Origin of the sequence: Albidovulum litorale, from assembly GCF_025751495.1 — a bacterium.
GTDB lineage: Bacteria > Pseudomonadota > Alphaproteobacteria > Rhodobacterales > Rhodobacteraceae > Albidovulum > Albidovulum litorale.
Genome location: NZ_JAOWKZ010000003.1, coordinates 699745 through 723893, shown reverse-complemented (window position 1 = coordinate 723893; position 24149 = coordinate 699745). Strand labels below are relative to the sequence as shown.

Annotated in this window: 24 protein-coding genes; 13 read left to right on the top strand and 11 right to left on the bottom strand. The window is 64.1% G+C overall.

The window, feature by feature from the left end:
- The first annotated feature begins 2 nt into the window (after positions 1 to 2).
- The 4 genes from OEZ71_RS14480 to OEZ71_RS14465 all read left to right on the top strand — a co-directional run bounded on the left by OEZ71_RS14480 (position 3) and on the right by OEZ71_RS14465 (position 4433).
- Entirely contained in the window at positions 3 to 260 is a 258-nt protein-coding gene (locus OEZ71_RS14480; protein WP_263740704.1) for a sarcosine oxidase subunit delta, read from the top strand.
- Positions 250 to 3183 carry a sarcosine oxidase subunit alpha family protein gene (locus OEZ71_RS14475; RefSeq protein WP_263740703.1) on the top strand — a complete coding sequence of 978 codons (2934 nt, stop codon included), beginning with the start codon at positions 250 to 252 and terminating at the stop codon, positions 3181 to 3183. Before OEZ71_RS14480 ends, OEZ71_RS14475 begins: the two co-directional genes overlap by 11 nt.
- The gene (locus OEZ71_RS14470; RefSeq protein ID WP_263740702.1) at positions 3183 to 3680 is read left to right on the top strand and encodes a sarcosine oxidase subunit gamma; all 498 of its coding nucleotides are present in this window, start codon (positions 3183 to 3185) and stop codon (positions 3678 to 3680) included. Before OEZ71_RS14475 ends, OEZ71_RS14470 begins: the two co-directional genes overlap by 1 nt.
- 135 nt (positions 3681 to 3815) lie before the next feature.
- A complete protein-coding gene (locus OEZ71_RS14465; RefSeq protein ID WP_263740701.1) occupies positions 3816 to 4433 on the top strand; it encodes a helix-turn-helix domain-containing protein in 618 nt (205 codons plus the stop codon).
- A 34-nt stretch (positions 4434 to 4467) separates the two neighbouring features.
- On the opposite strand, the gene OEZ71_RS14460 is transcribed toward OEZ71_RS14465, so the two are convergent.
- The 10 genes from OEZ71_RS14460 to OEZ71_RS14415 all read right to left on the bottom strand — a co-directional run bounded on the left by OEZ71_RS14460 (position 4468) and on the right by OEZ71_RS14415 (position 13401).
- Positions 4468 to 4728, bottom strand: coding sequence for a hypothetical protein (locus OEZ71_RS14460; RefSeq protein ID WP_263740700.1), 261 nt, complete (start codon positions 4726 to 4728; stop codon positions 4468 to 4470).
- On the bottom strand, positions 4685 to 6229 hold the full coding sequence (locus OEZ71_RS14455; protein ID WP_263740698.1) for a nitrite reductase: 1545 nt from the start codon (positions 6227 to 6229) through the stop codon (positions 4685 to 4687). The genes OEZ71_RS14460 and OEZ71_RS14455 overlap by 44 nt, the downstream gene beginning before the upstream one ends.
- Positions 6204 to 7412: a heme d1 biosynthesis radical SAM protein NirJ gene (gene nirJ / locus OEZ71_RS14450; RefSeq protein ID WP_263740697.1), complete on the bottom strand. Its 1209-nt coding sequence runs from the start codon at positions 7410 to 7412 to the stop codon at positions 6204 to 6206. Before nirJ ends, OEZ71_RS14455 begins: the two co-directional genes overlap by 26 nt.
- Before the next feature lie 3 nt (positions 7413 to 7415).
- Entirely contained in the window at positions 7416 to 7901 is a 486-nt protein-coding gene (ahbB, locus tag OEZ71_RS14445; protein ID WP_263740696.1) for a siroheme decarboxylase subunit beta, read from the bottom strand.
- Positions 7898 to 8371, bottom strand: coding sequence for an Lrp/AsnC family transcriptional regulator (locus OEZ71_RS14440; RefSeq protein ID WP_263740695.1), 474 nt, complete (start codon positions 8369 to 8371; stop codon positions 7898 to 7900). The genes ahbB (OEZ71_RS14445) and OEZ71_RS14440 overlap by 4 nt, the downstream gene beginning before the upstream one ends.
- Complete coding sequence (ahbB, locus tag OEZ71_RS14435) at positions 8368 to 9333, bottom strand: siroheme decarboxylase subunit beta (protein WP_263740694.1); 966 nt, start codon at positions 9331 to 9333, stop codon at positions 8368 to 8370. The genes OEZ71_RS14440 and ahbB (OEZ71_RS14435) overlap by 4 nt, the downstream gene beginning before the upstream one ends.
- Positions 9334 to 9335: 2 nt before the next feature.
- Complete coding sequence (locus OEZ71_RS14430) at positions 9336 to 10484, bottom strand: cytochrome D1 domain-containing protein (protein ID WP_263740693.1); 1149 nt, start codon at positions 10482 to 10484, stop codon at positions 9336 to 9338.
- The gene (locus OEZ71_RS14425) at positions 10481 to 10783 is read right to left on the bottom strand and encodes a c-type cytochrome (RefSeq protein WP_263740692.1); all 303 of its coding nucleotides are present in this window, start codon (positions 10781 to 10783) and stop codon (positions 10481 to 10483) included. Before OEZ71_RS14425 ends, OEZ71_RS14430 begins: the two co-directional genes overlap by 4 nt.
- On the bottom strand, positions 10776 to 11567 hold the full coding sequence (cobA, locus tag OEZ71_RS14420; RefSeq protein WP_263740691.1) for a uroporphyrinogen-III C-methyltransferase: 792 nt from the start codon (positions 11565 to 11567) through the stop codon (positions 10776 to 10778). Before cobA ends, OEZ71_RS14425 begins: the two co-directional genes overlap by 8 nt.
- 76 nt (positions 11568 to 11643) lie before the next feature.
- A complete protein-coding gene (locus OEZ71_RS14415) occupies positions 11644 to 13401 on the bottom strand; it encodes a nitrite reductase (RefSeq protein ID WP_263740690.1) in 1758 nt (585 codons plus the stop codon).
- Between the two features lie 112 nt (positions 13402 to 13513).
- Here OEZ71_RS14415 and OEZ71_RS14410 point away from each other — a divergent pair, with 112 nt between their 5' ends.
- The 9 genes from OEZ71_RS14410 (at position 13514) to OEZ71_RS14370 (ending at position 23074) form a co-directional block, all read left to right on the top strand.
- Positions 13514 to 15535, top strand: coding sequence for a NosR/NirI family protein (locus OEZ71_RS14410; RefSeq protein WP_263740689.1), 2022 nt, complete (start codon positions 13514 to 13516; stop codon positions 15533 to 15535).
- 2 nt (positions 15536 to 15537) lie between these two features.
- Positions 15538 to 16737 carry an NnrS family protein gene (locus OEZ71_RS14405; protein ID WP_263740876.1) on the top strand — a complete coding sequence of 400 codons (1200 nt, stop codon included), beginning with the start codon at positions 15538 to 15540 and terminating at the stop codon, positions 16735 to 16737.
- On the top strand, positions 16734 to 17603 hold the full coding sequence (locus OEZ71_RS14400) for an FAD:protein FMN transferase (protein ID WP_263740688.1): 870 nt from the start codon (positions 16734 to 16736) through the stop codon (positions 17601 to 17603). Before OEZ71_RS14405 ends, OEZ71_RS14400 begins: the two co-directional genes overlap by 4 nt.
- 99 nt (positions 17604 to 17702) lie before the next feature.
- The gene (locus tag OEZ71_RS14395) at positions 17703 to 18155 is read left to right on the top strand and encodes a c-type cytochrome (protein WP_263740687.1); all 453 of its coding nucleotides are present in this window, start codon (positions 17703 to 17705) and stop codon (positions 18153 to 18155) included.
- A gap of 12 nt (positions 18156 to 18167) precedes the next feature.
- Entirely contained in the window at positions 18168 to 19532 is a 1365-nt protein-coding gene (locus OEZ71_RS14390) for a cbb3-type cytochrome c oxidase subunit I (RefSeq protein WP_263740686.1), read from the top strand.
- Positions 19533 to 19537: 5 nt separating this feature from the next.
- Positions 19538 to 20344: a CbbQ/NirQ/NorQ/GpvN family protein gene (locus tag OEZ71_RS14385; RefSeq protein ID WP_412175632.1), complete on the top strand. Its 807-nt coding sequence runs from the start codon at positions 19538 to 19540 to the stop codon at positions 20342 to 20344.
- Positions 20345 to 20352: 8 nt separating this feature from the next.
- The gene (locus OEZ71_RS14380; RefSeq protein ID WP_263740684.1) at positions 20353 to 22275 is read left to right on the top strand and encodes a nitric oxide reductase activation protein NorD; all 1923 of its coding nucleotides are present in this window, start codon (positions 20353 to 20355) and stop codon (positions 22273 to 22275) included.
- Positions 22275 to 22835: a cytochrome c oxidase subunit 3 gene (locus tag OEZ71_RS14375; RefSeq protein WP_263740683.1), complete on the top strand. Its 561-nt coding sequence runs from the start codon at positions 22275 to 22277 to the stop codon at positions 22833 to 22835. The genes OEZ71_RS14380 and OEZ71_RS14375 overlap by 1 nt, the downstream gene beginning before the upstream one ends.
- The gene (locus OEZ71_RS14370) at positions 22832 to 23074 is read left to right on the top strand and encodes a hypothetical protein (protein WP_263740682.1); all 243 of its coding nucleotides are present in this window, start codon (positions 22832 to 22834) and stop codon (positions 23072 to 23074) included. The genes OEZ71_RS14375 and OEZ71_RS14370 overlap by 4 nt, the downstream gene beginning before the upstream one ends.
- 19 nt (positions 23075 to 23093) lie before the next feature.
- Here OEZ71_RS14370 and OEZ71_RS14365 read toward each other — a convergent pair whose 3' ends face one another.
- The gene (locus OEZ71_RS14365) at positions 23094 to 23795 is read right to left on the bottom strand and encodes a Crp/Fnr family transcriptional regulator (protein WP_263740681.1); all 702 of its coding nucleotides are present in this window, start codon (positions 23793 to 23795) and stop codon (positions 23094 to 23096) included.
- Positions 23796 to 24149: the final 354 nt, after the last annotated feature.

The following is a 24149-nucleotide window of genomic DNA, read 5'->3' as shown; positions in this document are numbered from 1 at the left end:
CGATGCTGCTGATCGACTGTCCCTTCTGCGGCCCGAGGAACGAGACCGAGTTCACCTATGGCGGCCCGGCGCTGGCCCCGCGCCCGGCCGATCCGGGGGCCGTGAGCGACGCAGACTGGGTCGACTGGGTGACCGTGCCGCCCAATCCGATGGGCCCGGTCGAGGAGCGCTGGTGGCATTCCCGCGGCTGCGGCGCCTGGCTGACGATCCGTCGCCACACCGTGACGCATGAGATCACGGAGGTGCGCCTTGGCCGCTGACCCGCATCGTCTGGCCGATGGCGGTCGCATCGACCGGTCGCGGCCGCTGCGTTTCCGCTTCGACGGGCGGGACTATCAGGGCTTTGCGGGCGATACGCTCGCCTCGGCCCTGCTGGCCAATGGCGTGCGGATTGCCGCGCGCAGCTTCAAGTACCACCGCCCGCGCGGCATTATGGGTGCGGGGGTGGAAGAACCAGCGGTGCTGGTGGAGCTTGAGGGCGATGTGGCCTCGGGCAACCGCCCTGCCACCACGGTGCCCCTGATTGAAGGGCTGGCGGCGCGGTCGGTCAATGCATGGCCGTCGGCAAGGCTGGACCTTGGCGCGGTCAATCAGCTTTTTGCCCGACTGATCCCGGCGGGCTTCTACTACAAGACCTTCAAATGGCCGGACTGGCATCTCTATGAGCCGTCCATTCGCCGCTTAGCAGGTCTGGCCGGCGCGCCGAAGGAGCCGCCGGAACGCGCCTACGAGTCGCGCCATGCCCATGCCGATATCCTGATCGCCGGGGCCGGGCCCGCCGGGCTGATGGCGGCTCTGGTCGCAGGGCGCGCGGGCGCGCGAGTGTTCATCGCCGACGAGGGGACGGAGGCGGGCGGGGCGCTTCTGAACCGCAATCTGACCATTGGGGGCCAGCCCGCGAAGGATTGGGTCGCGGCGGCTGTGGCAGAGCTTGCCGGGATGGAGAATGTCACCCACCTGCAGAACGCGACCGTCTGGGCCTATCGCGAGCACAACCTGTTGATGGTGCAGGAACGCGCGCCCGGGAACCCGTCCCTGCTGGGTCGCAACTGGAGGGTCAGGGCCGGGCAGGCGATCACCGCCACGGGCGCTATCGAGCGCATGATGGTGTTTCAGGGCAACGACCGGCCCGGCGTGATGCTCGCCTCTGCCGCGCAGGCTTATGTCAATCGCTGGGCGGTGCGGCCCGGCAGCCGCGCCGTGATCTTCACCAACAATGACAGCGCCTATGCCGCTGCCGCCGATCTGGCGCAGGGGGGTGTCGGGATCGCGGCCATCGTCGACAGCCGCGCTGCCGTTCCCGACCATGCCATGGCGCTGGTGCCAGATATCGCGGTTCATGCCGGACAGGCGGTCACCTCGGTTCATGGCAGAGGCCGGGTCCGTGGCGTTTCGATTGCGCCCTGCATCGGCGGCACGGCCCGGCGGATGCCCTGCGACCTGCTTGCCGTGTCCGGCGGCTGGAACCCTGCCGTGCATCTTTATTCGCAATCGCGCAGCAAGATTGTCTGGGATAAGCGGATCGCCAGCTTCGTGCCCGCCGAACCGGCGCAGGCCGTGCTGGCAGCGGGGGCCGCGAACGGGGCGATGGGGCTTGGGGATGCGCTCGCCGAAGGGGCGGCACGGGCGGTCGCGGCACTGGCCGCACTCGGGCAGAGGAGCGACGTTCCGGCCCTGCCGGAGACTGACGATACGCCCTATACGGTCACGCCGTTTTGGACCGCGTCCGGCGCCGGGGCGAAGGCGTTTCTCGACATCCAGAACGACGTGACCGTGGCCGATATCGAACTGGCTTTGCGCGAGGGCTATTCGAATATCGAGCATCTCAAACGCTATACGACCGGTGGCATGGGGATCGATCAGGGCAAGACCGGTAATGTGAACATCATCGGGGCGGTGGCTGAGCGGCAGGGCATCACGCCAGATCAGGTCGGCGTCACCACTTTCCGCCCGCCCTACACGCCGGTCGAATTCGGCGCCATCGCCGGGCGGCGGGCGGGTCCGGTCGTTCTGCCTTACCGGCACACACCGCTGACCCGGTGGCACAAGGACAACGGCGCGGTGATGTATGAGGCGGGCGCGCGCTGGCGGCGGCCGGGCTATTATCCGCGCGCGGGTGAAAGCTTTCAGGACACGGTGAACCGTGAGGCGCGGTGTGTGCGCGAGGGCGTCGGCATCTATGACGGTGCGCCGCTTGGCAAATACGAGATCAAGGGGCCGGATGCGGGCGCCTTCCTCGATTGGATCTATACCAATGTCATGTCCAGCCTGACGGTCGGCAACGGCCGCTACGGCCTCATGCTGACCGATGATGGCCTCATTCTCGATGATGGCGTGGCGGTCTGTCTGGCGCCGGACCGGTTTCTGATATCGACCTCTACCGGCAATGCCGACCCGGTCGGGCAGTATATGGAAAAGCTCCTTCAGATTGAGCGGCCGGACTGGCGGGTGAAGATCACCAATGTCACCAGCCAATGGGCCAATGCCACGATCTGCGGCCCGAAGGCGCGCGAGGTGATGGCCGCGATGGGCAGCGATATCGACCTTTCGCCCGATGCTTTCCCCTTCATGGCCTTCCGTGACGGTCAGGTGGCGGACCTGCCCGCGCGGGTGGTGCGCGTGTCCTTCACGGGCGAGTTGTCGTTTGAGGTGAATGTCCGCCCCCGCGACCTGCCTGCCTTGTGGGAGGCCGCGATGGTGGCAGGTGCGCCCTTCGATATCGCGCCAATCGGATCCGAGGCAAACCATGTGCTGAGGGTCGAGAAGGGGTTTCTTTCGCTGGGTCACGAGGTCGATGGCACTGTCGATCCCCATGACCTTGGCATGTCCTGGGTCATGTCGCGGAAGAAGGACGACTTCGTCGGTAAACGGTCGGTGGAGCTGCGCCGCGCATCAGGCAGGTCGCGCCGGGAATTGGTGGGCATCCGCCCGCTCGATCCGAACCGTCAAGTACCCGAAGGCGCGCCGCTGACGCCCGGCGGGCGAAAGGAAGCAACGGAGGGTTTCGTCACCGCCTGTGTCTGGTCCGTCGTGGAGAACCGCTGGCTTGGCCTTGCCCTGCTGACCGACGGGCGTGCCCGTATCGGAGGGCGCGCGCATGTGCGCCTGCCCGATGAGGTGATCGAGGTGGAACTTTCCGATCCCGTATTCCACGACCCCAAGGGGGAAAGGTTGCGGTCCTAATGCCTTATGACGTCACCATTACCCGTCTACCGCTGCGCGCCCTTTTCGATCTGAAAGGCAGGGCAGCGGCGCTTGAAAAATGGTGCGGCACGGCGTTGCCCCCCTTCCCGGGCCGTCCGAACAGCCGGACGGAAGCAGCCGATCGCGGTCTTCATTGGACGGGTCCCGATCGCTGGCTGCTGATGGCGCCGCTGGCCGAGGAAGCGGCGCTGGCCACGGCGCTTCGCGCGGACAAGGTGCCTGTTGATCTCTCGATTACCCCTGTATCCGACACGCTGACCTTCTTCGCCGTGACCGGACCCGATGTGGCCGAAGTCATGGCGGTGGCCACCCCGCTCGACCTTCATCCCGACAGCTTTCCGCCGGATGGCGCGTCTTGGACAGAGGCATTTGGCATCCGGTCAGCCATCCGCACGATTGCGGCCGGATATGAGATCGCGGTGGATCGGAGTTATGCAGATTGGTTCGAAGAGAGCCTTCGACTTGCCTGCACCTGATTGCCGATCCATGTAGGGTAAGGGACTGGTAGCGGCGGGGAATGACCCGTCAGGGAGCCAAGGCCATATAACTGGTTTCATGACTCGGCAGGGCCATGTTACGGCTGATCGAGCGGGAAACGGAACGGAGGGCAGATGACCGACAGCGAAGATGCCCCTGAAGAGATCGTCGCGTTTCAGGACCCATTGGGTATCGGTGGCGCAGTGGCGCTAGCACTGCGGCGGCAGCGTATTGCCGCTGGCCTCGCCATCCGCGACCTGGGCCGTGCCTCAGGCGTGTCCTCGGCCATGATCTCGCGCATCGAGAACGCGCAGGTCTCGCCCTCGCTGTCGACGCTGGAGGCCTTGGCGAAGGCACTTTCGGTTCCGGTGATCTCGTTTTTTCAGCACACGATCCAGACCGCCGACATCCACTTCGTCAAGGCAGGAGAGGGGGTTGCGGCGAAACGCTTTGCCCCGGATCATGTGCACGATTACCGGCTGCTGGCGAAGTTCGCCGATAACGCGCTGACATTCTCGGCCGCCCGCGTCACCCTGCGCCGCGAAGATGACGGCACGCATCCGGTCTATTTCGGACGTGGCTATGTCTTTCTGACGGTCGTCGAGGGGGCGTGCATCTATTCCTGCGGCGGCACCGAATACGAAGTCGGTACCGGCGACAGCCTCAGCTTCGATGCCCAGCTTCGCCATGGCGTGACATCGGTGCGGACGGAAAGCGTGACGTTCGTGACTGTCTCGGCCACCCCGGCGTAATCCGGAATCGCAGTATCGTCCGCCAACCGGGACTCTACCGACCTTCGGCCTCACGGATCAGCCCCCGAACCCAGCGGGCTGCCAGCCAGGTGGCGGGAACCGACAGCGGCAGCGCCCAGAGAAGGGATGCGACCGGGGAAATGGCGTTTGACCATCCGGCGGAATGGAAGATCAGCCCCAGAAGGAAGACATTGATCGCCACCGCTCCGGCCACGAAGGGCCAGAGGATCGCCCCGAGCTTCCAGAGGCTTTCAGTGGCTGGTGCCGTCTTCGAAGGTGATCTTGTTCCAGACATTGTATTTCCCCGAAGGCTTGACCATCGGCAGGCGTTTGACCTCGGTCAGTGTCTTCGCGTCAAAGACGATGACCGCGCCGTCCTGCTCCCAGATGGACACAAGAGTATGGCGCCCGTCCTTGGTGAATTCGGTGTGGGCGACGGTCTTTCCGGGCTCAGGCGTCAGCACCTTCACCACCTCAAGCGTTTCCTTGTGGATGATATGCATCTGACCCTTGTTCGGTCCGGTGAAGACATCGGCCCAGAAATAGGGCGTGCCGTCATGCGACCGCAGGAAGAAGCCGGGCCCCGAAGTTTCGATCGTCTTGACGAGTCTCCAGTCGGCCATGTCGATCACGCTGATCCGACCCTCGTTCAGATGCGGCACCGCCATCAGGCGGCGACCGTCGCGGAGCCAGCTGATGCCCGAGCCGAGATGCGGCATGCCGGGCAGCGGCAGGCTCGCGATCTCGCGCCCGACGATGAGGTTGACGACGACGCCGGTTTCGCCGTCGCGATTGGCGCCGATCAGGTTGCGATAGCGTGGGTCGAAGAAGAAATCGTCGAGCGGCGCGGACACGTCGATGCGCCTGCGGGCGAAAAGCCCTTTCTCGGCGGCAAGCGATTCCTCCATCCCCGCCTCGTGGCTGTGCACGAACCCATCGTGATAGGGACCGGCATCGGGATCGGTGGCGATTTCCCAGATCTCCGGCACGTCCTTGAGCGCAAGGATGAAGGATTTACGGTCAGGGGCTTGGTATACGGCCGAAACGCGGCTCGGTGTGCCGTCGCGGCCCGTCACCTCCCTCACATTGGCGATGGACAGGTCGTCGGTTGAAAGGATCGTCAGTGTTGCGGGCAGATAATTCGCCACTGCAAGCCATTTGCCGTCATGGCTCATCGCGATGTTGCGGCTGTTCAGGCCGGCGCGGATGCGGCCAACCTCGTGCAGCGACCAGATATCGTATTTCTGCACCCAGCCGTCGCGCGACATGACGAAGACATAACGGCCGTCCGGCGAGAATTTCGGGCCGCCATGGACGGCAAAGGGGGTTTCGAACCGGTCGAGCACTTCGAACGTGTCGCCGTCGAGTACCGAAATATGGCTATCGCCGGTTTCGACGACGAGCGTGATGTTCATCGGATCGGCGGTGAAGACCGGCGCCGGGGCGGCGACATAGTCGGGGTTCATTTCTCGGCTGGCGGTGATCTCGTCTGCGGTCCAGACCGCCGGTGCGGCAAGCGGCGCGGAAACGTAGGCGGCGACCGCGGCGACCTCTTCGGGCGCGAGCGTTGCCCTGAAGGACGGCATCTGGGTCATCGCGCGTCCATCCGCGATGACGGCCTCCAGCTTGTCCCCCTTCAGACGGCCCAAGCTTTCGGGGATCAACGCGGGCCCCGTGCCGCCGAGTCGGGTTTCTGCGTGGCAGGAGGCGCATTGATCGGCGTAGATCATGGCCCCGTCCGGTGCGGCGAAGGCTGCGGAGGCGAGAAGGCTAAAGGAAACGATGAGCCGGATCATGGCTTTTCCCGCGGAAGGGCGTGACGGTCAGTCGTTCGGCTTCGTCCAAGCCGATTTCTGCATTGGTCATGTAGCAGGCCGGATCCTCGGCCCATGGATCGCCCGTAACCTGAAGCGCGCGGATGCGGGTATTGCCGCCACAAACGGCCTTGAACGCGCAGGCCCCGCAGCGGCCTTTCAAGGGACGCGGGCGCTGGCGGAGCGTCGCCAGCATCGGGTCGTCGCCGGTCCAGAGCGTGGAGAATGGCGTCTCCTTCACGCTGCCCACGGTGTAGTCCGACCAATATGTATCGGGGTGAACCTTGCCTTGCGGGTCGATATTGGCGACGCCGAGGCCCGAGGAATTGCCGCCCCAGGCTTCGAGGTGATCGCGGAGATGGGCGACCTTTTCGGGTGCGAACCGCTCTTCCGCCCAACGCAGGAACCAGACGGCGTCGGCGTCGTTGTTGCCGGTCACGATCTCCAGCGGCCGGTCATTTTCGATCGCGTCCCAGGCGTGCTCGATCAAGACATCCATCGTCGCGCGGGTTCGCGCATGGGCGGTATCTTCGCCCCGGTGCTTGTCACCGCGTCCGGCATAGACGAGGTGCGAGAGGTAGAACTTGTCCACCCCTTCGCCCTCGCAGAGGTCAAGCATGTCCGTGAGTGTATGGGCATTGTCCTCTGTGATCGTGAAGCGAAGGCCGACCTTCACATCCTTTGCCTTGCAGGCGCGGACCCCGGCCAGCGCGTCGTCGAAGGCGCCCTCGACGCCCCGGAACCAGTCGTTTACCTTACCGATCCCGTCGAGCGAGATACCGACATAGTCGAAGCCGAGGTCGGCGATGCGGTCGGCGTGCTCGGCGACCTTCGTGCCGTTGGTCGACAGGCTGAGATGACGAAAATTCAGCGCGCGGGCGCGCTCGGCAAGTTCAAAGAAATCGAAGCGGGAAAGCGGCTCGCCGCCCGAGAGGATCAGCGCGGGGATGCGGAAGGCCGAGAGGTCGTCCAGAACGCCCATCGCCTGTTCGTGGGTCAACTCGCCCGGGAACGGCACGTCAGCGGAGGTCGTATAGCAATGTCTGCAACGCAGGTTGCAGCGGCGCGTGAGGTTCCAGATGACCACGGGCTTGACCGGACCGGAGCGGCGGCGGACGGGCGTGGGCACGACGAGTTCGTGCATGTATTGCGTGAGGCGGAACATCGGTCAGCTTCCTTCCTTCAGCCTGAGTCCGGTCTTCTTCAGGATGCGCGTGGAATAGAGGATTTCACGCGCCCGGCAGGCATCGCCGAGCAGGGCGGCGATCTCTTTGCGCTTCGCCTCGACCTCGGCGCGGTCGCGGCCATGGATCATTGCAAAGAGGTTGTAGGGCCAGTCGGGCAGGGCGCGCGGGCGCAGGTAGCAATGGCTGACATAGTCGAGCGCGCCGACCTTCGCGCCGAGCGTTTCGGCCTGGTCGTCGGCAACGTCCCAGACGCTCATCCCGTTTGCCGTGACGCCGAGCGCGTAGTGGTTGGGCGCCAGCGCGATGCGCCTGATCACGCCACGCGCCTGCATGGCGGACAGCCGGTCGATCACCTCGTCCTCGGTCAGGCCGAGCCAACTCGCGATCTCGGCAAAGGGCTCGGGCGTCAGCGGCAGGCCGCTCTGGGTGGCGTTGATGAGGCGCCGGTCTGTCGCGTCGATGGTCATGCCGTAACCCGGAAACCTATGAAGAATTCCTTCAGTTTCGGGAAGAGCAGGACAGGGAGCCCGGTTTCGGCCTCGATTTCCTGCGCCACCCGTTCGATCCCCTCCGGCCGGTCGGTCGCTAGCACGAACCACATGTTCAGCCGGTGGGTGCGTTCATAATTATGCGCCACCTCGGCATGGGCATTGACCAAAGTCACGACGTCGTCGAAGCGCTCGGCAGGCACCGCCATCGCACAGAGGCAAAAGGCGCCGCCCATCGCTTCGGCGTCGTAAAATGGACCGAACCGCGTGATCGCGCCGATCTCCCTGAGATGGGCGATGCGATCGATGAGATCGGTTTCGGAAAGACCCAGCGCGGTTGCGGCGTCGGCGAAGGGCCTGTGGGTGATCGGCAATCCATCCTGCAGGCGGTTCAATACGGCGCGGTCGACCTCATCAAGTGCGTCATCTGGAAGCGCCGCGCGTCTCATGCCGCCGCCCTGATCAATGCGCCGGTCTGCTTGAAGCAGCGGGTGGAGAAGAGCGGCTTCGCCGTCGCGCCCGCCAGTTCGGGAAGCGCGCGCGCCTGATCCAGAACGGCCAGCGCCTCGGGTCGGCTGCGGCCGTGGATCATGGAATAAAGAGCATAGGGCCAGACACCCGGCACAGTCAGGCGCTGATAGCAAAGCGTCACGCCGGGCAGCGCCGAAAGTGCCGCGCCTGCCGCCGGGATACGGTCGTCGGGCAGGTCCCAGACGACCATGGCATTGGCTGTCCAGCCCAGCGGGCGGTGGCGCACGATCACGCCGAGCCGTGTGATCACGCGGGAATGGAGAAGCGTGGCGATACGCGACAACGCCTCCGCTTCGGTCAGGCCGAGCGCCGCGAAGGGGCGGGGCACCAGCGGCAGCCCGTGCGAGAGGCCAGCCAGCAGGGCGCGATCCTCGTCCGACAGGTCGATAGGCCGGACACCGCTGTCAGGCGGCATGGCATGACGGGCGCCGGAGAGGCGGAAACCGAGGTCGATATTGAAGGCGCGCACGAGCCTGAGATCAAGCAACCGCAACCCGGTACGGGCATCGAGGCGCTTAAGGCTCACCTCAAGCGCGGCGGAATCGGGCGCGGTCGCGACGAACCAGAGGTTCCATTCATCTTCGCGCAGATAGGAGTGATTGACGCCCGGCTCGGCGTTCACGAGGGCCGCAACCTCATCGATCCGGGCATCCGGCACCTTCATCGCGGCCAGTGTCGAGGCGCCGGCGGTATTGGGGCGCACCGTCGCGCCGACCCGTGCCACCGCGCCTTCCTGCTTTAACCGCGCCAGCCGTTCGATCACCTCCGTCTCTGGAATGCCGAGAGTGCCTGCCATCGCCGCGAACGGCCGCTCCACCAGCGGCATGTCGCGCTGGAACTCGTCGAGGAGACGGGCGTCGATGGGGTCACGGCCATTCATTGTCAGAGCCCCGTCCGGTGCGCGCGCGCGGTGAAGAAGATGCCCGAGGGGCTGTCGGCGGCGATCTCTCCCACACGTTCGAAGGAGCGCGTGTCGTAGATCGCGACGGTGTTGTCGTCGCGGGCCGAGATCCAGACCTCTGCCCCCCTCGGCGCGAACTCCATATGGAGGACTGCGGCGCCGGGGGTCAGGGTCTTGACGACTTCATGGGTGCGGCTGTCGATGACCTGCACGGTGTCGTTCAGTGGCGTGGCGAAGTTCACCCAGACATAGGGAGAGGCGGGCTGCGCGATGATGAAGACGGGCTGGCCATGGGTCGGGGTGCGGGCGACTTCCTGCAACGTGTCGCTGTCGACCCAGAGCAATTCGTACTGGCCCACGGCGGGCAGGACATATTGCCCTTCGGTGAAGGCCCAGCCCTGAAGATGGGGCATCTTGTAGACCGGCAGGTCGTCTTCGGTCTTGCCATAGTCCTCTAGAAACCGCACAGGTTCTGGCTGATCGTCCCAGAGGTCGATGGCGGTCACACCCTTTTCCCCGAAAAGCCCGATCAGATAGGTGCTCGCGTCCTCGGTCAGCACCGCGTCGAACGGGTTGGCGCCGACATCGCCGAGCTTGGTCAGTTTCATCTCCGGCCCGGAGAAATCAGCCATGAAGGCTTCACCCGTCTCCCACGTTGCCCAGGCGAAACGGCGGCCGGGCACATCGACAAGGCCGATGGTCTTGGCGCCTGCCGGGATGTCGGCGATCTGGTCGAGTGTTTCGGCGTCGAAGACCTTCACCCCGCCGGGTTCATAGTTCGATACGGCGATCAACCTGCCATCGTCGGAAATCGCACCGCCGATCGAATTGCCGCCCTGCACGATGCGCTTGGCGACCGTGCGGGTCAGCATGTCGATCTTGGTCAGTCCGCCGTCACGGCCAAAGACATAGGCAAAGCGTTCATCGGGGCTGTAGGTCAGGCTCGCATGGCTGAGGTCGCCCAGCCCCTCGATCCGGCCGATGGCGGCCCGGTCGGAACGGTCGATGACCAGAACCGAACCGGTGGCGCGTTCGATGACAAGGCCCAGATCGCCTGTCGCGCAGCAGGGCTCGCCCGCCCAGACGGGGGTCGCAACGCTCAGCATCAGGGCGGCGATCAGCGCCTTCATTCGGTATCTCCCTTCAGATAGCGGGCAATCCACAAAGCCTCATCCTCGCTCAGTACAGGCCGCCAGCGCGGCATCGCCGTGCCGGGCACGCCGTCGAGGATGATCAGCGCGAGGCCTTCGGGTTCGGCATGGGCCAGCACGTCGGGCGTGAGTGGCGAGCCAAGCCCGCCCTTCATCGTCAGTCCGTGGCAGGACCCGCAATCCTGAATGACCATGTGTTCAAGTTTATCGGCCCGTTCCGGGCTGACCTCTGCCACTGCGGGCAGGCTTAGCATCAGAAGGGCGGCGAGGCTACGCATAGGCAGCCATCCCGGCGCCGTCGCAGGCCAGCGCATCGGCCAGCGCGATGCTGTCGTAAAGCGACACGACGTTGCCGATGACAAAGAGAACCGGCGCCTCGGGTTCGGCCGTCGCGATATCGGCCGCGATACCGCCAAGGGTCGAAAGGATGCGCTGTTCGCGGGGTGTCGTGGCCGAGGCGACCGCCATGACCGGCACCTTTGCGGGCAGTCCGTGGCGCATAAGCTGGAAGGCAATCTCGGCGATATTGGCCGCGCCCATATAGACGACCAATGTCGTTTCCTCGGACGCCAGCGATTCCCAGTCGAGGTCGAGCCGCGCATCCTTGGCGCGATGGCCGGTGACATAACGCACGCCGGTGGCCAGTCCGCGATGGGTCAGTGGTACGCCGGTTGACGACGCGGCCCCCTGAGCGGCGGTGATGCCTGGAACGTAAGTGACGGAAATACCTGCATCCCGCAACACCTCGGCCTCTTCTGAGCCGCGCGCGAAGATCAGCGGGTCGCCGCCTTTGAGCCGGACGACCGTCAGGCCGTCCCGCGCCAGATTGACCAATATCTCGTTGATCTTGTCCTGCGTGACCTTGTGACAGCCCGGCATCTTGCCGACATCGATCCGGCGGATGCTTTCGGGCACCAGCGAGAGAATTTCATCGGATACGAGCCGGTCAAAGACCACCACATCGGCGGATTGCATCAGGCGGAGCGCCTTGAGCGTCAGAAGCTCAGGATCGCCCGGACCGGCGCCGATGAGGAAGACTTTGCCTTGGGGAAGATCTTTCATGGACTTCACTCGAACCGAAAGGGACGGGCGGGGGAGAGAGGGAACGCTAGGGAGCCCCCGCCCGTCCAGGTTGGCGTCAGTAGACGTCGTTCCGCGTGTTGTAGACGTTGAACTTGCCGGTCGGCGTGATCAGGCGCGGGTCCTTGATCACCGTTTTCAGTTCAAGCGTCTTGTCGTCCACCACGACGATCGCCGATTCCTTGTCCTTGGCATTCCAGACCGAGAACCAGATCTCCGTGCCTTCCTTGTTGAACTCGGGCTGCACCACGCGCGGCTGCCCTTCAGGAATGCCCGCCCATTCGCCGATAGGAAGGGTGGTGAACTCGGGCTCAACATCCGCCTTCATGTCGCTGATCTTGAAGACCGCGACCGAGGACGAGATTTCCGCATCCGGGTTCAGCGGCGCATCGACATAGAGATGGTCGCTTTCCGGGTGCGTCTTGATGAAGAGCGATCCGCCGCCAAGGGCATAGAAGCTCTGCACCATCTTCCAGGCATGGTCGGCATGACCCTCAGGGTCGGTGCCGATCAGCGCCACGGTTTCGTCGCCAAGATGCGAGGTCGCCCAGACCGGACCGAAATCGGGGTGGGTGAAGTTCGCGCCGCGGCCCGGGTGGGGCGTGGCGCCGCCGGTTTCGATCAGCGCCGTCAGCTTGTCTTCCTTGGTATCGACGACCGCGACCTTGCCGCGAGCGTTGGCCGCCACGAGGAAGTAACGCTTGGTCGAGTCGAACCCGCCGTCATGCAGGAAGCGCTCGGCCTCGATCTCCACCGTCTTGAGGTTCTTCAGGTCGGTGTAGTCGACCAGAAGAATCTTGCCCGTTTCCTTCACGTTGATGATGAATTCGGGGTTGTAGTGTGACGCGACGATGGAGGCCACGCGCGGTTCCGGGTGGTAGGTCTGTTCGTCATAGATGTTGCCACGGGTGGAGACGACCTTCAGCGGCTCCAGCGTTTCACCGTCCATGATCACGTATTGCGGCGGCCAGTAGGACCCGGCGACCACGTATTTGTCCTCCCATCCCTCGAACTTAGAGGTCTCGACCGACCGCGCCTCGGACCCGATCTTGAGCTGGGCGACCGTGGCGGGCGTTTCCATCCAGAGGTCGATCATGTTGATGAGCGCATCGCGGCCGATCACGAAGAGATAGCGGCCAGAGGCCGACAGGCGGCTGATATGCACCGCATAGCCGGTGTCGATGACGGCGTGGATTTCATAGGTTCCGCCGTCGATCAGGGCGATCTGACCGGAATCGCGCAACGTCACCGACATGAGGTTGTCGATGTCGATATCGTTCATCTTCTCGGTCGGGCGGTCAGCCGGCTCAACCAGCACCTTCCAGGTGTTCCGCATTTCCGGCATGCCGAATTCCGGCGGCGCCGGCGGTTCCAAGAGCAGGTAGCGGGCCATCAGGTCCACGTCTTCCTCGGTCATCTCGCCCGAGGTGCCCCAGTTCGGCATACCTGCGGGCGAGCCGTAGGTGATGAAGCTGTGCAGGTAGTCGTAGCCGTTTTCCCGCGTGATGTCGGTCGTCAGCGGCTTGCCCGTCGCGCCCTTGCGCAGAACGCCGTGGCAGCCTGCGCAGCGCTCGAAATAAATCTGCGTGCCGCGCTGGAATTCTTCCTGCGTCATGACCGGATCGTCCGGTTTGCGGCCCGGAATTTCGACCTGCAACTGGCCGAGTGTGGTCATCGACGGCTCGTAGGCGGCCGCGGGGCCGTCCGCGTGATCCTTGGGCTTCTCCTGCGCGAAGACGGGCGCGGCGAGAAGACCAAGCGCCAGCGCGGCGCTGCCCAAAAGGACAGCCCGGACTGATTTGGCTTGGGGTCTCATGGAATCTCTCCGTTCAGCTGGTGAGGCTGGCGGTACTATGTGGTGGCCTCACAATCCCGTTCCTTGACTTTCGTTAAGGCTGGCCTGCGACGGATCGCGCACTGGAAGAAACATGTTCCGCATCCTGCGCGTCCTTCTGCTGTTCTGCCTTCTGGCCCTTCCTGCGCAGGCAGCCGGGCCACTGGCCGAGGACGCGCCTGACCTGCGTGCACCGACGGCCCTTGAAGCCGCTTCGCTTCTCGGTCTGGCCGGGCCCGTGCAGGTGACGCGTTCGGAAGGCGGCGTTCCCGGATGGACCGTTTCCGCGGGTGGCACTGTTGCGGGCCATATCGGTTCCACCTGGGAGGTTGCGGGTTCAGTCGGCTATTCCGGCCGCCCGCTCGATGTACTCGTGGCGGTCACGCCCGAGGGAAGGATCGGCGGAGCACTTCTTGTCCGGCATGAAGAGCCGGTGCTGACCCTTGGTATTTCGGATGAAGATATCGCGGCCTATGTCGCCGGTTTCGCCGACCATGACCTTGGTGCTGCCGGGGCCGCCGGATCCCCTGACGGGTTGCCGGATGTCATCAGCCGCGCGACGGTATCGACCGGCGTCATTCGCGACGGCATCCTGCGCACGGCCCGAACGCTCGCGATCGCGCGCGGGGTGATTGCGGGAAGCAACGGCGTTGACCGGCTGGCCTATGCGCCCGCCACATGGGACGAGCTTGTGGCCATGGGGGCACTGACCGAGACGCGCGTGACCATGGCGGAGGCGGCGGCCGCGCTGGCCGGGGCGAAGGTGCCGATCACACCGGGGCCGGGCGAGTTCCTGCACCTCTGGGCCGGCATTATCGACACGCCAACGGTGGGCCGTAACCTGCTGGGCCAGCAGGATTTCACGAAGGCGACGGGCAATCTTGGCGTCGGGGGCACGGCGCTTATCGTCATGTCCCGTGGTGTCCAGTCGCACCGGGGCACCGACTGGCGGAAAACCGGCGTCTTTGACCGCCTCACCGTGGTTCAGGGCGATAGGCGCTGGCAACCGACCGAGAACCGATACCAGATGCAAAAGCGGCTGCGTGCAGAAGGCGCGCCTGAGATGAAAGAGATCAGCCTTTTTGCGTTGCCGGTCGAGATCGACCCGACCTTACCTTTCACGGTCGAGGTCAACGCGACCCGTCCGACCGAGACGGGCGAGGTCGCGATGACCATTGCGCTTCCCTACAGCTTGCCTGGCGCATTCCGCGTTGCGCCGCCGCCCGAAGACGATCCGCTTTGGGTCTCCTCGTGGCGCGCCAAGCAGCCGCAGATCGCGATCGTGGCTTTGATGCTGACGGTCCTCACATTGATCCTTTTTGCACAGGAATGGATCACCCGCCGTCCGCGTCTGTGGAGAACCGGGCGCCTGACCTTTCTCGCCGCGACCTTCCTTGTGCTGGGCATGGGGCTGAACGGGCAACTGTCAGTGGTTCAGGTCGTGGCCTTCATTCATTCACTACTGACCGGATTCCGCTGGGAGACCTTCCTGATCGAGCCGGTGATCTTCATTCTCTGGGGCTTTACGGCGCTTGGGATGCTGTTCTGGGGGCGCGGGGTCTATTGCGGATGGCTTTGCCCGTTCGGGGCGTTGCAGGAATTGACGAACGCGGCCGCGCAAAAACTCGGTGTCAAGCAGATCGCGGTGCCGCAGGCGCTGCATGAACGGCTCTGGGTGATCAAATACACTGCGTTTGTCGGCATCCTAGCGCTGTCGTTCTATTCCATGCATCACGCCCTGATCGCGGCCGAGGTCGAACCGTTCAAGACCGCGATTTCGCTCCGTTTCCTGCGGGCATGGCCTTTCGTGCTGTTCGCGCTGTCGCTGCTTGCCGCAGGCCTTTTCATCGAACGCTTCTTTTGCCGTTATCTGTGCCCGCTGGGCGCCGGTCTTGCCATTCCAGCGAAACTGAAGATCTTCGACTGGCTGAAGCGTCGGCCTCAATGCGGGCGCGAATGCCGGATGTGCGAAACGAAATGCACCGTCGGCGCGATCGACGCGATCGGCCGCATCAATCCCAATGAATGCGTCCTTTGCCTGCGGTGTCAGGTGATCATGAATGACGCAGCACAATGCCCGGTCCTGAAACGCCGGGCGCGGGCGGAGGCCGCGTGACCATGATCCTGCGAGTATTCTCCGAAGGGTTCCGCATCTTTTTTCTGGCTTCCTGCCTTTTTGCACTGGTCGCCATGGGGGTGTGGGAGGGTTACCTCGCGGTCGATGCGATGGGTGGCATCGCTGTTCTTGCCCCGGCGCAGCCGCCTCACATCTGGCACGCGCATGAGATGATCTTCGGCTATGGCGCGGCGGCTTTGGGCGGGTTCCTGCTGACAGCGGTGCCGAACTGGACCGGCGGCAAGGCCGCACCGCAGCGTTTCATCGGTTTGGCATTTCTGTTCTGGTTCGCCGGGCGGTTGGCGATGTGGGACTCGGCGCTTCTGCCGCCATTCTGGGTTGCGGTTGCAGACCTTGCTTTCCTGCCGATACTCGCCCTGAAGATCGCCGCACAGCTTCTGGTCCGCCCGAAGCCGCAGCAGCTGATCTTCCTTCTGGCGCTGGCGCTTTTCTGGTCCGCCAACCTTTTCTGCCATCTCGAATGGCTGGGTATCCTGTCCGACGGGGTGGAGCCGGGTTTGCGCGCCGGTCTTCTGACCCTGATCGCGATGATCGTCATTCTCGGCGGTCGCGTGACACCGGGCTTTACGCGCAATGCAATGGTGGCCACCGGGCGCGAGGACAGGCTGCCCGTGAACCCCAGGCCATTGGCCGTGCTTTCTATTGCTCCGGCGCTTGCGCTTCCGCCTGCGGTGCTGGCGGGATTGCCCGAAATCATCACCGGCCTGCTTGCCATACTCGCGGGCAGCGCCGCCGTCGCGCGGCTGACCCTCTGGCGGGGCGGCTGGACCGTGCGGCGGCCAATCCTCTGGACGCTGCATTTGTCCTACGGCCTTACCGGTCTGGGGCTTTTGGCTTATGGGCTGTCGAATCTTAATATCGGGTCCGAGGTCGCCGCGCTGCATCTTCTCGGCATCGGTGCCGTCGGCGGCATGACTCTGTCGGTTCTGTCGCGGGCGACGCTCGGTCACACCGGCCGGCCACTGGCTGCACCCGGACCCGTGGCGCTTGCCTATGTTCTGATGCCGCTCGCCGCGCTTGCTCGCTACGTCGGCAGCACGATGCCGGATTGGCACATGCAGGCATCGTTGATCGCGGGTGGGCTATGGATCGCCGCCTTCGCACTGGCCTTCACGATGCTGATCCCGGCCTGGCTTCTGCCCCGCGTCCCCCGAGCCCCCGTCGGAAAGCCCACAACATGAACCGCCGCCGTTTCCTGTCGCTCACCGCCTGCGCGCTCGCAATGCCTGCGCGGGCCGCGACCCTGTCCGAATGGCAGGGTACCGGCTTCGGTGCGGCGCTCATGCTGCGTCTTGTCGGGGCAGACCCACTTCACGCGCGCCGGACGTTTCGTCGGGTGGAGGCGGAAATCGAATGGATCGAGGCGCAGTTCTCGCTCTACCGCGACTCGGCGCTGACACGGCTGAACCGCGATGGACGACTTGCCTGGCCCTCGTCCGACTTCCACGCGCTGCTTGACCTTTGCGCGCGTGTTCACGGCGCGACGTCCGGTGCGTTCGATCCTACTGTTCAGCCCCTTTGGCTCGCCGAGGCGCGGGGTGGGGATCTGTCGGTGGCGCGTGACACCATCGGCTGGACCCGCGTGAAGATTGCACCGGAGGAGGTCCGTCTGTCCCACGGTCAGGCGCTGACCTTCAACGGCATCGCGCAGGGCTGGGCGGCCGACCGGATCGCTGCGCTGCTGCGGGCGGACGGATATGGTGACGCCCTGATCGATATGGGTGAAATCCAGGCGCTCGGGAATGGGCCGAACCGGTCTGGCTGGACGGCGGCGATAGCCAGCCATGCGGGAAAGACGCTCAGGGAGGTTCGTCTGACCAACCGGGCGCTCGCCACGTCCTCACCGCGTGGAACGCTAATCGGCAGCGGGCAATCGCACATTCTCGGCCCGTCAGGACAGCCGCCGCTCTGGTCGACCATCTCGGTCAGCGCGCCCGAAGCCGCTGTGGCGGACGCGCTGTCCACCGCGTTCTGCCTGATGGACCGGTCTGCGATGGAGGCAGCGCTGACGGAATTTCCGGGCGCGCGGATCGAAATCGTCGCCTGAACTGCCGCGCGGGCGTTCCGGTTGACTTTTGTTAAGGCCCGACTCTCCCGAAAGGATCACACCGGCGTTACCTGAAACAGCTCCGGGAAGGATTCCGCCATGCGCGAAGTCATGACCAAGAGCATGGCCCGCAATATCTTCTACGGCGGGTCGCTGTTCTTCATCATCATCTTCGTGGGCCTAACGGTTCACTCGCACAACTACATAACAACGACATCGACCGACGAAGCCGGGCTGACCGACAGCGTCGCGGCAGGCAAGCACCTGTGGGAAAAACATGCCTGCGTCAACTGCCACACGATCCTTGGCGAAGGCGCCTATTTCGCCCCGGAACTGGCCAATGTGATGACCCGCTGGGGCGTCGCTGACGATCCTGAGGCGGCATTCGAAGCGCTGAAAGGTTGGATGGATGCGATGCCCACGGGCATCGAGGGCCGCCGCCAGATGCCGAATTTCGGCCTGAACGATCAGGAATATCGCGAACTTACGGACTTCCTCCTGTGGACGAACAAGATCCGCGCCCAGGACTGGCCACCGAACGACGCGGGCTGAGGAGACAGAACCATGAAATATCAATCGCAAAAGATAGGGCTGGCCTACTTCCTGGTCGCAATGGTGCTCTTTGCCGTGCAGGTCTCGCTCGGGCTCGTCCTTGGCTGGATCTATGTCGATGGCACGTTCCTGTCCGAGATCCTGCCCTTCAACGTCGGTCGTATGCTGCACACCAACAGCCTGATCGTCTGGTTGCTGCTGGGTTTCTTTGGGGCGGCTTACTACCTTATCCCCGAGGAGGCCGAGCGGGAGATCCATTCCCCGAAGCTCGCCTATCTGCAACTGGCAATTTTCGTTCTCGGCACGGCCGGTGTGGTCGTCACCTATTTCTTCAACCTCTTCGAGGGCAATTTCCTGCTTGGCCGCGAGGGGCGTGAGTTCCTCGAACAGCCGCGCTGGGTCAAGGCCGGCATCGTCGTGGCGGCGCTGATCTTCCTCTACAACGTGTCGATGACCGTTCTGGCGGGTAAGAAGACGGCGATCACCAATATCCTGCTTCTTGGCCTCTGGGGGCTGGCGCTCCTGTTCCTCTTCGCCTTCTACAATCCGTCGAACCTTGCGCTCGACAAGATGTACTGGTGGTACGTCGTCCATCTCTGGGTCGAGGGCACCTGGGAACTGGTCATGGCCTCGATCCTTGCTTTCCTGATGCTGAAGCTGACGGGCGTTGACCGCGAGGTTGTGGAGAAATGGCTCTATGTCATCGCGGCGCTTGCACTCTTCTCGGGCATCCTTGGCACCGGCCACCATTACTACTGGATCGGTACGCCGGGTTACTGGCAGTGGATCGGGTCGATCTTCTCCAGCCTCGAGGTTGTACCGTTCTTCGCGATGATGGCCTTTGCCTTTGTCATGGTCTGGAAGGGTCGCCGGGATCACCCGAACAAGGCAGCACTTCTGTGGTCGCTGGGCTGCGCGACGCTCGCCTTCTTCGGTGCCGGTGTCTGGGGCTTCCTGCACACGCTGCACGGCGTGAACTATTACAGCCACGGCACGCAGATCACCGCGGCCCACGGCCACCTCGCGTTCTATGGCGCATATGTCTGCCTCAACCTCGCGATCATCAGCTATGCGATGCCGATCCTGAAGGGGCGTGATCCTTACAATCAGGTGCTCAACATGGCGTCGTTCTGGCTGATGTCCGGCGGTGTGGTGTTCATGACCTTCACGCTGACCTTCGCGGGCACGGTGCAGACCCATCTGCAGCGCGTCATGGGCGTGAACTACATGGAGGTGCAGGACCAGCTCTGGGTCTTCTACGCCATGCGGTTCGCCTCGGGCATAGCCGTGGTTCTTGGTGCCCTTCTCTTCATCTATGCGGTCCTTGCCCCGCGGAGAGAGGTCATTGAGCCCGGCATGCAGACCCCGGCGGAGTGATGGATATGGACGGAACCCTCAACCTGAAGGGGGCGGCTGACGCCCCCTTCTACCTGCCGCAAGGCGACGAATGCGATGTGTTCCTTGCCGCTGCGGCCCGTGAATTGCCGATCCTGCTGAAGGGCCCGACGGGTTGCGGCAAGACGCGCTTCGTCGCGGCGATGGCGCACCGCCTTGGCCGTCCGCTTTACACCGTGGCCTGCCATGACGACCTGTCGGCGGCGGACCTGATCGGACGTTACCTGCTGAAAGGCGGCGAGACGGTCTGGGTCGATGGTCCGCTCACCCGGGCGGTGCGCGAAGGGGCGATCTGCTATCTTGATGAGGTGGTCGAAGCCCGCAAGGATGTGACCGTTGTCTTGCATCCGCTGACCGACGATCGCCGCATCCTGCCGATCGACCGGACGGGCGAGGAACTGGAGGCCGCACCGGGCTTCCTTCTCGTTGCCTCGTACAATCCAGGCTACCAGAACATCCTCAAGACCCTGAAACCCTCGACGCGTCAGCGCTTCGTCTCGATGGAGTTCAAGTTCCCTAAGCCGGAGCATGAAATTCCGGTGGTCGCGCGCGAATCCGGCCTCTCTGAAGAGCGGGTCAAACCGCTTGTCCGGCTTGCGGGAAAACTGCGCGCCATGAAGGGACAGGATCTGGAGGAAGGGGTGTCCACCCGGCTTGTCATCTATGCCGCCACGCTGATCGCCAACGGCATGTCGGTGGACCGCGCCATTCGCGCCGCGATGATCGAACCCCTGACAGATGATGAGGATGTTAAGAACGGGCTCCGCGATCTTGTGACCGCCGTTTTCGGGTGAGGCCGACGATGTCACGGATCGAGATCGAGCTATGGGAACCCGAGGAAACAGTCGGGAAACTGTGGCACGCCTTTGCCAGCCGTCTGGACGGGCAACCCGTCCACGAAGGAGCCCGCGTTCACCTTTCCGAGGTGGGCGGACGGTTGGCAGTTCTCTTTCGCGGTCTCGGCGGCGACCCGGCGGTCGAGATCAAGCCGGTGGCCGACGAGGTCAGCCATCACCGGCTGTCAGCGTTGCGAAGCCTGGGCACCTGGCGCGAGGCTGTGCCGCGCGCCAGTTTCGACGGTGCGAGCCTGCGGCTGCCGGAAAGCCTGGCCGTCTTTCCCGCAAGGGAGGCGAACGCGGCGCTCTACATCTGGCTTGCCGTCATGGCTGCCGCCGCTCCTTCGTCAATCCCTTGCATGGACGACGATCCGTTGCTTGCGGACCTAGCGATGATCGATGCCGCCCGCGCCATGACCGAGGCGGCGCTGGCAGAGGCACCCGGCCTCAGACGCCTTTACCGCGACCTTTGCGAAGCGACGCTTCTCTTCCGCCAGACCGCGCGGCTCCCACCCGTCGAGGCCGCCGTCGAAGCGCGTGTGAGGCAGGCGCTGGGCGAACCGGCGCCCTTGCCCGCGACCCCTCTGCCGCTTAAGGCTCCGCGCGGATACCGTCCTTTCCGCCCGGTCCCGCTCTGGCCCGATCTCCGCGCGCTTGCGCGGTCCGAGGCGACAGCGGTCGAAACCCGCGCCACCGAGGGCACGCCCGAGGAAGCCGAGGAGAAAACAGCCCGCCGTGCCCGCCGCCGCAAGGCCGATCAGGCCGACCGCAACGACAGCTTCATCCTGCACAAGTTCGAGGCGATCCTGTCGATGACAGAGTTCCTGAACCTCAACCGAAGGGTCGAGGAGGACGATGAGGACAGCGCCCGCAAGGCTGCCGATGATCAGGAAGAGATTGGGCTCGCGCAGCTTTCGAAGGCTCCGGCCACCAGACTGAAGCTGCATCTCGACCTCGCGCCCGAGGACGTGGACCGCGAGGCGCTGTCAGGTGAGCGGCTTTATCCTGAATGGGATGTCCGAACGGGTGCCTATCTGCCCGCCCATGCCCGTGTCCTGCATTCCCGTGCCGAGGCCAGCGACGAGATCCCGGCCTTTCGCGCGGACCCGCGGGCGAGCGCCCGAATCCGCGCCGTCCGCCGCCAGTTCGAGGCGTTGCGTCCAAGCCTCGTCTCGACGCCCGGCCATCCGGAAGGCGACGAGTTGGACACCGAACGCGCCGTGCGTGCACGGGTGGAGCTTCTGGCCTGCGGCGAGGGCACCGACCGCGTCTGGCGGCAGACGCGGAAGGAGCGCCGCGACCTTGCAGTTTCGATCCTGCTTGATGTTTCCCGCTCGACCGAAAGCGCCATCCCAGGCCACGGCCATGACGGCCGCAGCGTCATCGATGTGGAGCGCGAGGCGCTCGCCGCTTTGGCCTGGGGCCTCGACACATGCGGAGATGATTTCGCGATCCACGCCTTTTCCTCGCTGAAGCGGCATCGTGTCTTCGTCCAGACGGTGAAGGATTTCGGAGAGCCGATGACAATGATGACAGAACAGCGCATCGCCGCATTGAAGCCGGGCCATTACACGCGTCTTGGCGCCGCGATCCGTCACGTTTCAGCCGAACTTTCCAGACAGTCCCGCAAACGCCGACTGCTTCTGGTCATCACAGACGGCAAGCCCAATGATCTCGATCATTATGAAGGTCGCCATGGCATCGAGGACAGCCGGATGGCAGTGCTGGAGGCGCGCCGCGCGGGGCATTCGGTCTTTGGCATCACCGTGGATCGCGATGGCAAATCGTGGTTCCCGCGTTTGTTCGGGCAGGGCGCCTTCGTTCTGATCCCGCATCCCGAAAAGCTCACGCAGGCGCTGCCACAGATATGCCGACAGCTCGTGACCTGATGGAGGAGAGAGCTGAAGGCCGCCCCACCCTCCTCGACGAGCTTCCTGGCGAACTGATGATGTGGGTGCTGATCGTGTCGGAGCTCGTGGTCTTCGGCGCGGGTCTTGCAGCCTTTCTCGCTGTCCGCATCACGGATCCTTCCGGCTTCGCCGAAGCGCAGTCCCATCTGCACCGTGCCGGGGCAGGGGTGAACACCATCGTCCTTGTCACCTCGGGCTGGCTGGCCGCTTGCGCCGTTCAGGCCGCCGAGGCGGGGCATATCGGCAGATTAAGGTCGCTTGTCGCGGGCGCCATTGCGCTTGGCGCGGTGTTTCTCGTGATCAAGGCCGCGGAATATGTGGATCTCGCCGCCGCCGGAATCAGCTTCGAGACTCATGCGTTCTTCACCTTTTCCTATCTGCTGACCGGCTTTCATGCTGCCCATGTGATCGCGGGAATGATCCTTCTCGCGGTGGTCGCAGTTCCCGGCAGCCCGCGCGCGGTCGAAACCGGTGCAGCTTTCTGGCACATGGTCGATCTGGTCTGGGTGTTGCTCTTTCCCGTGGTCTATCTGCTATGACCCTCACCCGCGCATGGCTGATGCTTCTGGTTCTATCGGCGGCGTCCACCACGCTGGCCGCGTCCGGGATGCGCGGTACGGTCTTCGTCGTTCTGGTGCTGTCGCTCGCCGGGGGCAAGGCGCATGTCATACTCGCACGCTATCTGGGGCTGTCCACAGCGCCGTCGATCCGTGCCGGCTTTGACCTTGCCCTGATCCTCATGCTGATCGTCTTCGCGGTTCTCGGTGCCGCGGCCTGAGGCCGTCTGACCTACTCCCTCAGGAACGCGACCAGGCGAGGGCCGGGTCTTCTTCGATATAGTCCCGCAAGGCCGCAACATCGTCGATCAGCGCGACGTTCTGGCGGATGCTGACCCCATAGCCTTTCAGCCGCGCAAAGGCACGGCTCAGGCTTTCCGGCTTCATTCCCAACCGCCCCGCGATCAGCACCTTGTCGTAGGGCAGCGTCACCTCGCACCGGCCGGACGTGCAGTTAGACAGTTCCAGAAGAAATTCTGCAACCCGCTGCGCCCCGGTCTGCGCCTTCAGCTGTTCGATCTGTGCCACAAGGGAATGCAGATGCGCGAAAGTGGCCGACAGGATCGATATCGCGATTTCGGGGCTTTCGCGGATTACCCGAAGAAAGACATCGGCCTCGATCCGGATCAGCGTGCAGTCCGTCACGGCCTCAGCGGAAACCGGATAGCTGTCGTGCCGGAAGGCGACCGCCTCGCCAAAACTCGCCCCGTTGGTGAAGGTGCCGACGATCGCCTCGGCGCCGTTGGGTGCGATGCGGTAGAGCTTCACCCAACCATCCGCAACGATGTAGATGGCAGCCGCCCTTTCTCCCTGAAGAAAGATCGTGCCACCGCGGTCGAAGGAGCGGATATGTGCATTCGTAAGAAGATGGTTGCAGATGTCCGGCGGGACCGCGGCAAGAAGAATGGACCGCCTGGCAATCGTGTCGAATTCCGGTTTCATCAAGACACCCCTTCCCGGCGAAGCATTATCAGATCATTGGAACGCCGTCAGCATCCAGCGCGGGGCGCGCGCGACGAATTGCATGTTTCGCGGGCGCGGTCGAGATCATGATTGATCTCATCGGTGGGTTCGGTCCGACACTGATCTTGGCGCGCAAGGCCAAATGACAGGACCATCCCGCCGAGCTTTGCCTGACCCATTGCCAACGAGTGCTCGCGAGACAAGCGGTTTACCCTGTTTAGGGGCCGAACTCATTGTTTGCCGGCTGACGGATCGAGGAGGATCGGCAAACGGTTCGGCGCACTGTTTTTGGGCGAGCCAGATGTCGTGCCGTAAGTCCTTTCCCCATGACCA

Coding starts and splice junctions, on each gene's coding strand:
- OEZ71_RS14480 (WP_263740704.1), top strand. CDS start 3: ATGCTGCTGATCGACTGTCCCTTCTGCGGCCCGAGGAACGAGACCGAG.
- OEZ71_RS14470 (WP_263740702.1), top strand. CDS start 3,183: ATGCCTTATGACGTCACCATTACCCGTCTACCGCTGCGCGCCCTTTTC.
- OEZ71_RS14465 (WP_263740701.1), top strand. CDS start 3,816: ATGACCGACAGCGAAGATGCCCCTGAAGAGATCGTCGCGTTTCAGGAC.
- OEZ71_RS14460 (WP_263740700.1), bottom strand. CDS start 4,728: ATGTCTGGAACAAGATCACCTTCGAAGACGGCACCAGCCACTGAAAGC.
- OEZ71_RS14455 (WP_263740698.1), bottom strand. CDS start 6,229: ATGATCCGGCTCATCGTTTCCTTTAGCCTTCTCGCCTCCGCAGCCTTC.
- nirJ (WP_263740697.1), bottom strand. CDS start 7,412: ATGTTCCGCCTCACGCAATACATGCACGAACTCGTCGTGCCCACGCCC.
- ahbB (WP_263740696.1), bottom strand. CDS start 7,901: ATGACCATCGACGCGACAGACCGGCGCCTCATCAACGCCACCCAGAGC.
- OEZ71_RS14440 (WP_263740695.1), bottom strand. CDS start 8,371: ATGAGACGCGCGGCGCTTCCAGATGACGCACTTGATGAGGTCGACCGC.
- ahbB (WP_263740694.1), bottom strand. CDS start 9,333: ATGAATGGCCGTGACCCCATCGACGCCCGTCTCCTCGACGAGTTCCAG.
- OEZ71_RS14430 (WP_263740693.1), bottom strand. CDS start 10,484: ATGAAGGCGCTGATCGCCGCCCTGATGCTGAGCGTTGCGACCCCCGTC.
- OEZ71_RS14425 (WP_263740692.1), bottom strand. CDS start 10,783: ATGCGTAGCCTCGCCGCCCTTCTGATGCTAAGCCTGCCCGCAGTGGCA.
- cobA (WP_263740691.1), bottom strand. CDS start 11,567: ATGAAAGATCTTCCCCAAGGCAAAGTCTTCCTCATCGGCGCCGGTCCG.
- OEZ71_RS14415 (WP_263740690.1), bottom strand. CDS start 13,401: ATGAGACCCCAAGCCAAATCAGTCCGGGCTGTCCTTTTGGGCAGCGCC.
- OEZ71_RS14410 (WP_263740689.1), top strand. CDS start 13,514: ATGTTCCGCATCCTGCGCGTCCTTCTGCTGTTCTGCCTTCTGGCCCTT.
- OEZ71_RS14405 (WP_263740876.1), top strand. CDS start 15,538: ATGATCCTGCGAGTATTCTCCGAAGGGTTCCGCATCTTTTTTCTGGCT.
- OEZ71_RS14400 (WP_263740688.1), top strand. CDS start 16,734: ATGAACCGCCGCCGTTTCCTGTCGCTCACCGCCTGCGCGCTCGCAATG.
- OEZ71_RS14395 (WP_263740687.1), top strand. CDS start 17,703: ATGCGCGAAGTCATGACCAAGAGCATGGCCCGCAATATCTTCTACGGC.
- OEZ71_RS14390 (WP_263740686.1), top strand. CDS start 18,168: ATGAAATATCAATCGCAAAAGATAGGGCTGGCCTACTTCCTGGTCGCA.
- OEZ71_RS14385 (WP_412175632.1), top strand. CDS start 19,538: ATGGACGGAACCCTCAACCTGAAGGGGGCGGCTGACGCCCCCTTCTAC.
- OEZ71_RS14380 (WP_263740684.1), top strand. CDS start 20,353: ATGTCACGGATCGAGATCGAGCTATGGGAACCCGAGGAAACAGTCGGG.
- OEZ71_RS14375 (WP_263740683.1), top strand. CDS start 22,275: ATGGAGGAGAGAGCTGAAGGCCGCCCCACCCTCCTCGACGAGCTTCCT.
- OEZ71_RS14370 (WP_263740682.1), top strand. CDS start 22,832: ATGACCCTCACCCGCGCATGGCTGATGCTTCTGGTTCTATCGGCGGCG.
- OEZ71_RS14365 (WP_263740681.1), bottom strand. CDS start 23,795: ATGAAACCGGAATTCGACACGATTGCCAGGCGGTCCATTCTTCTTGCC.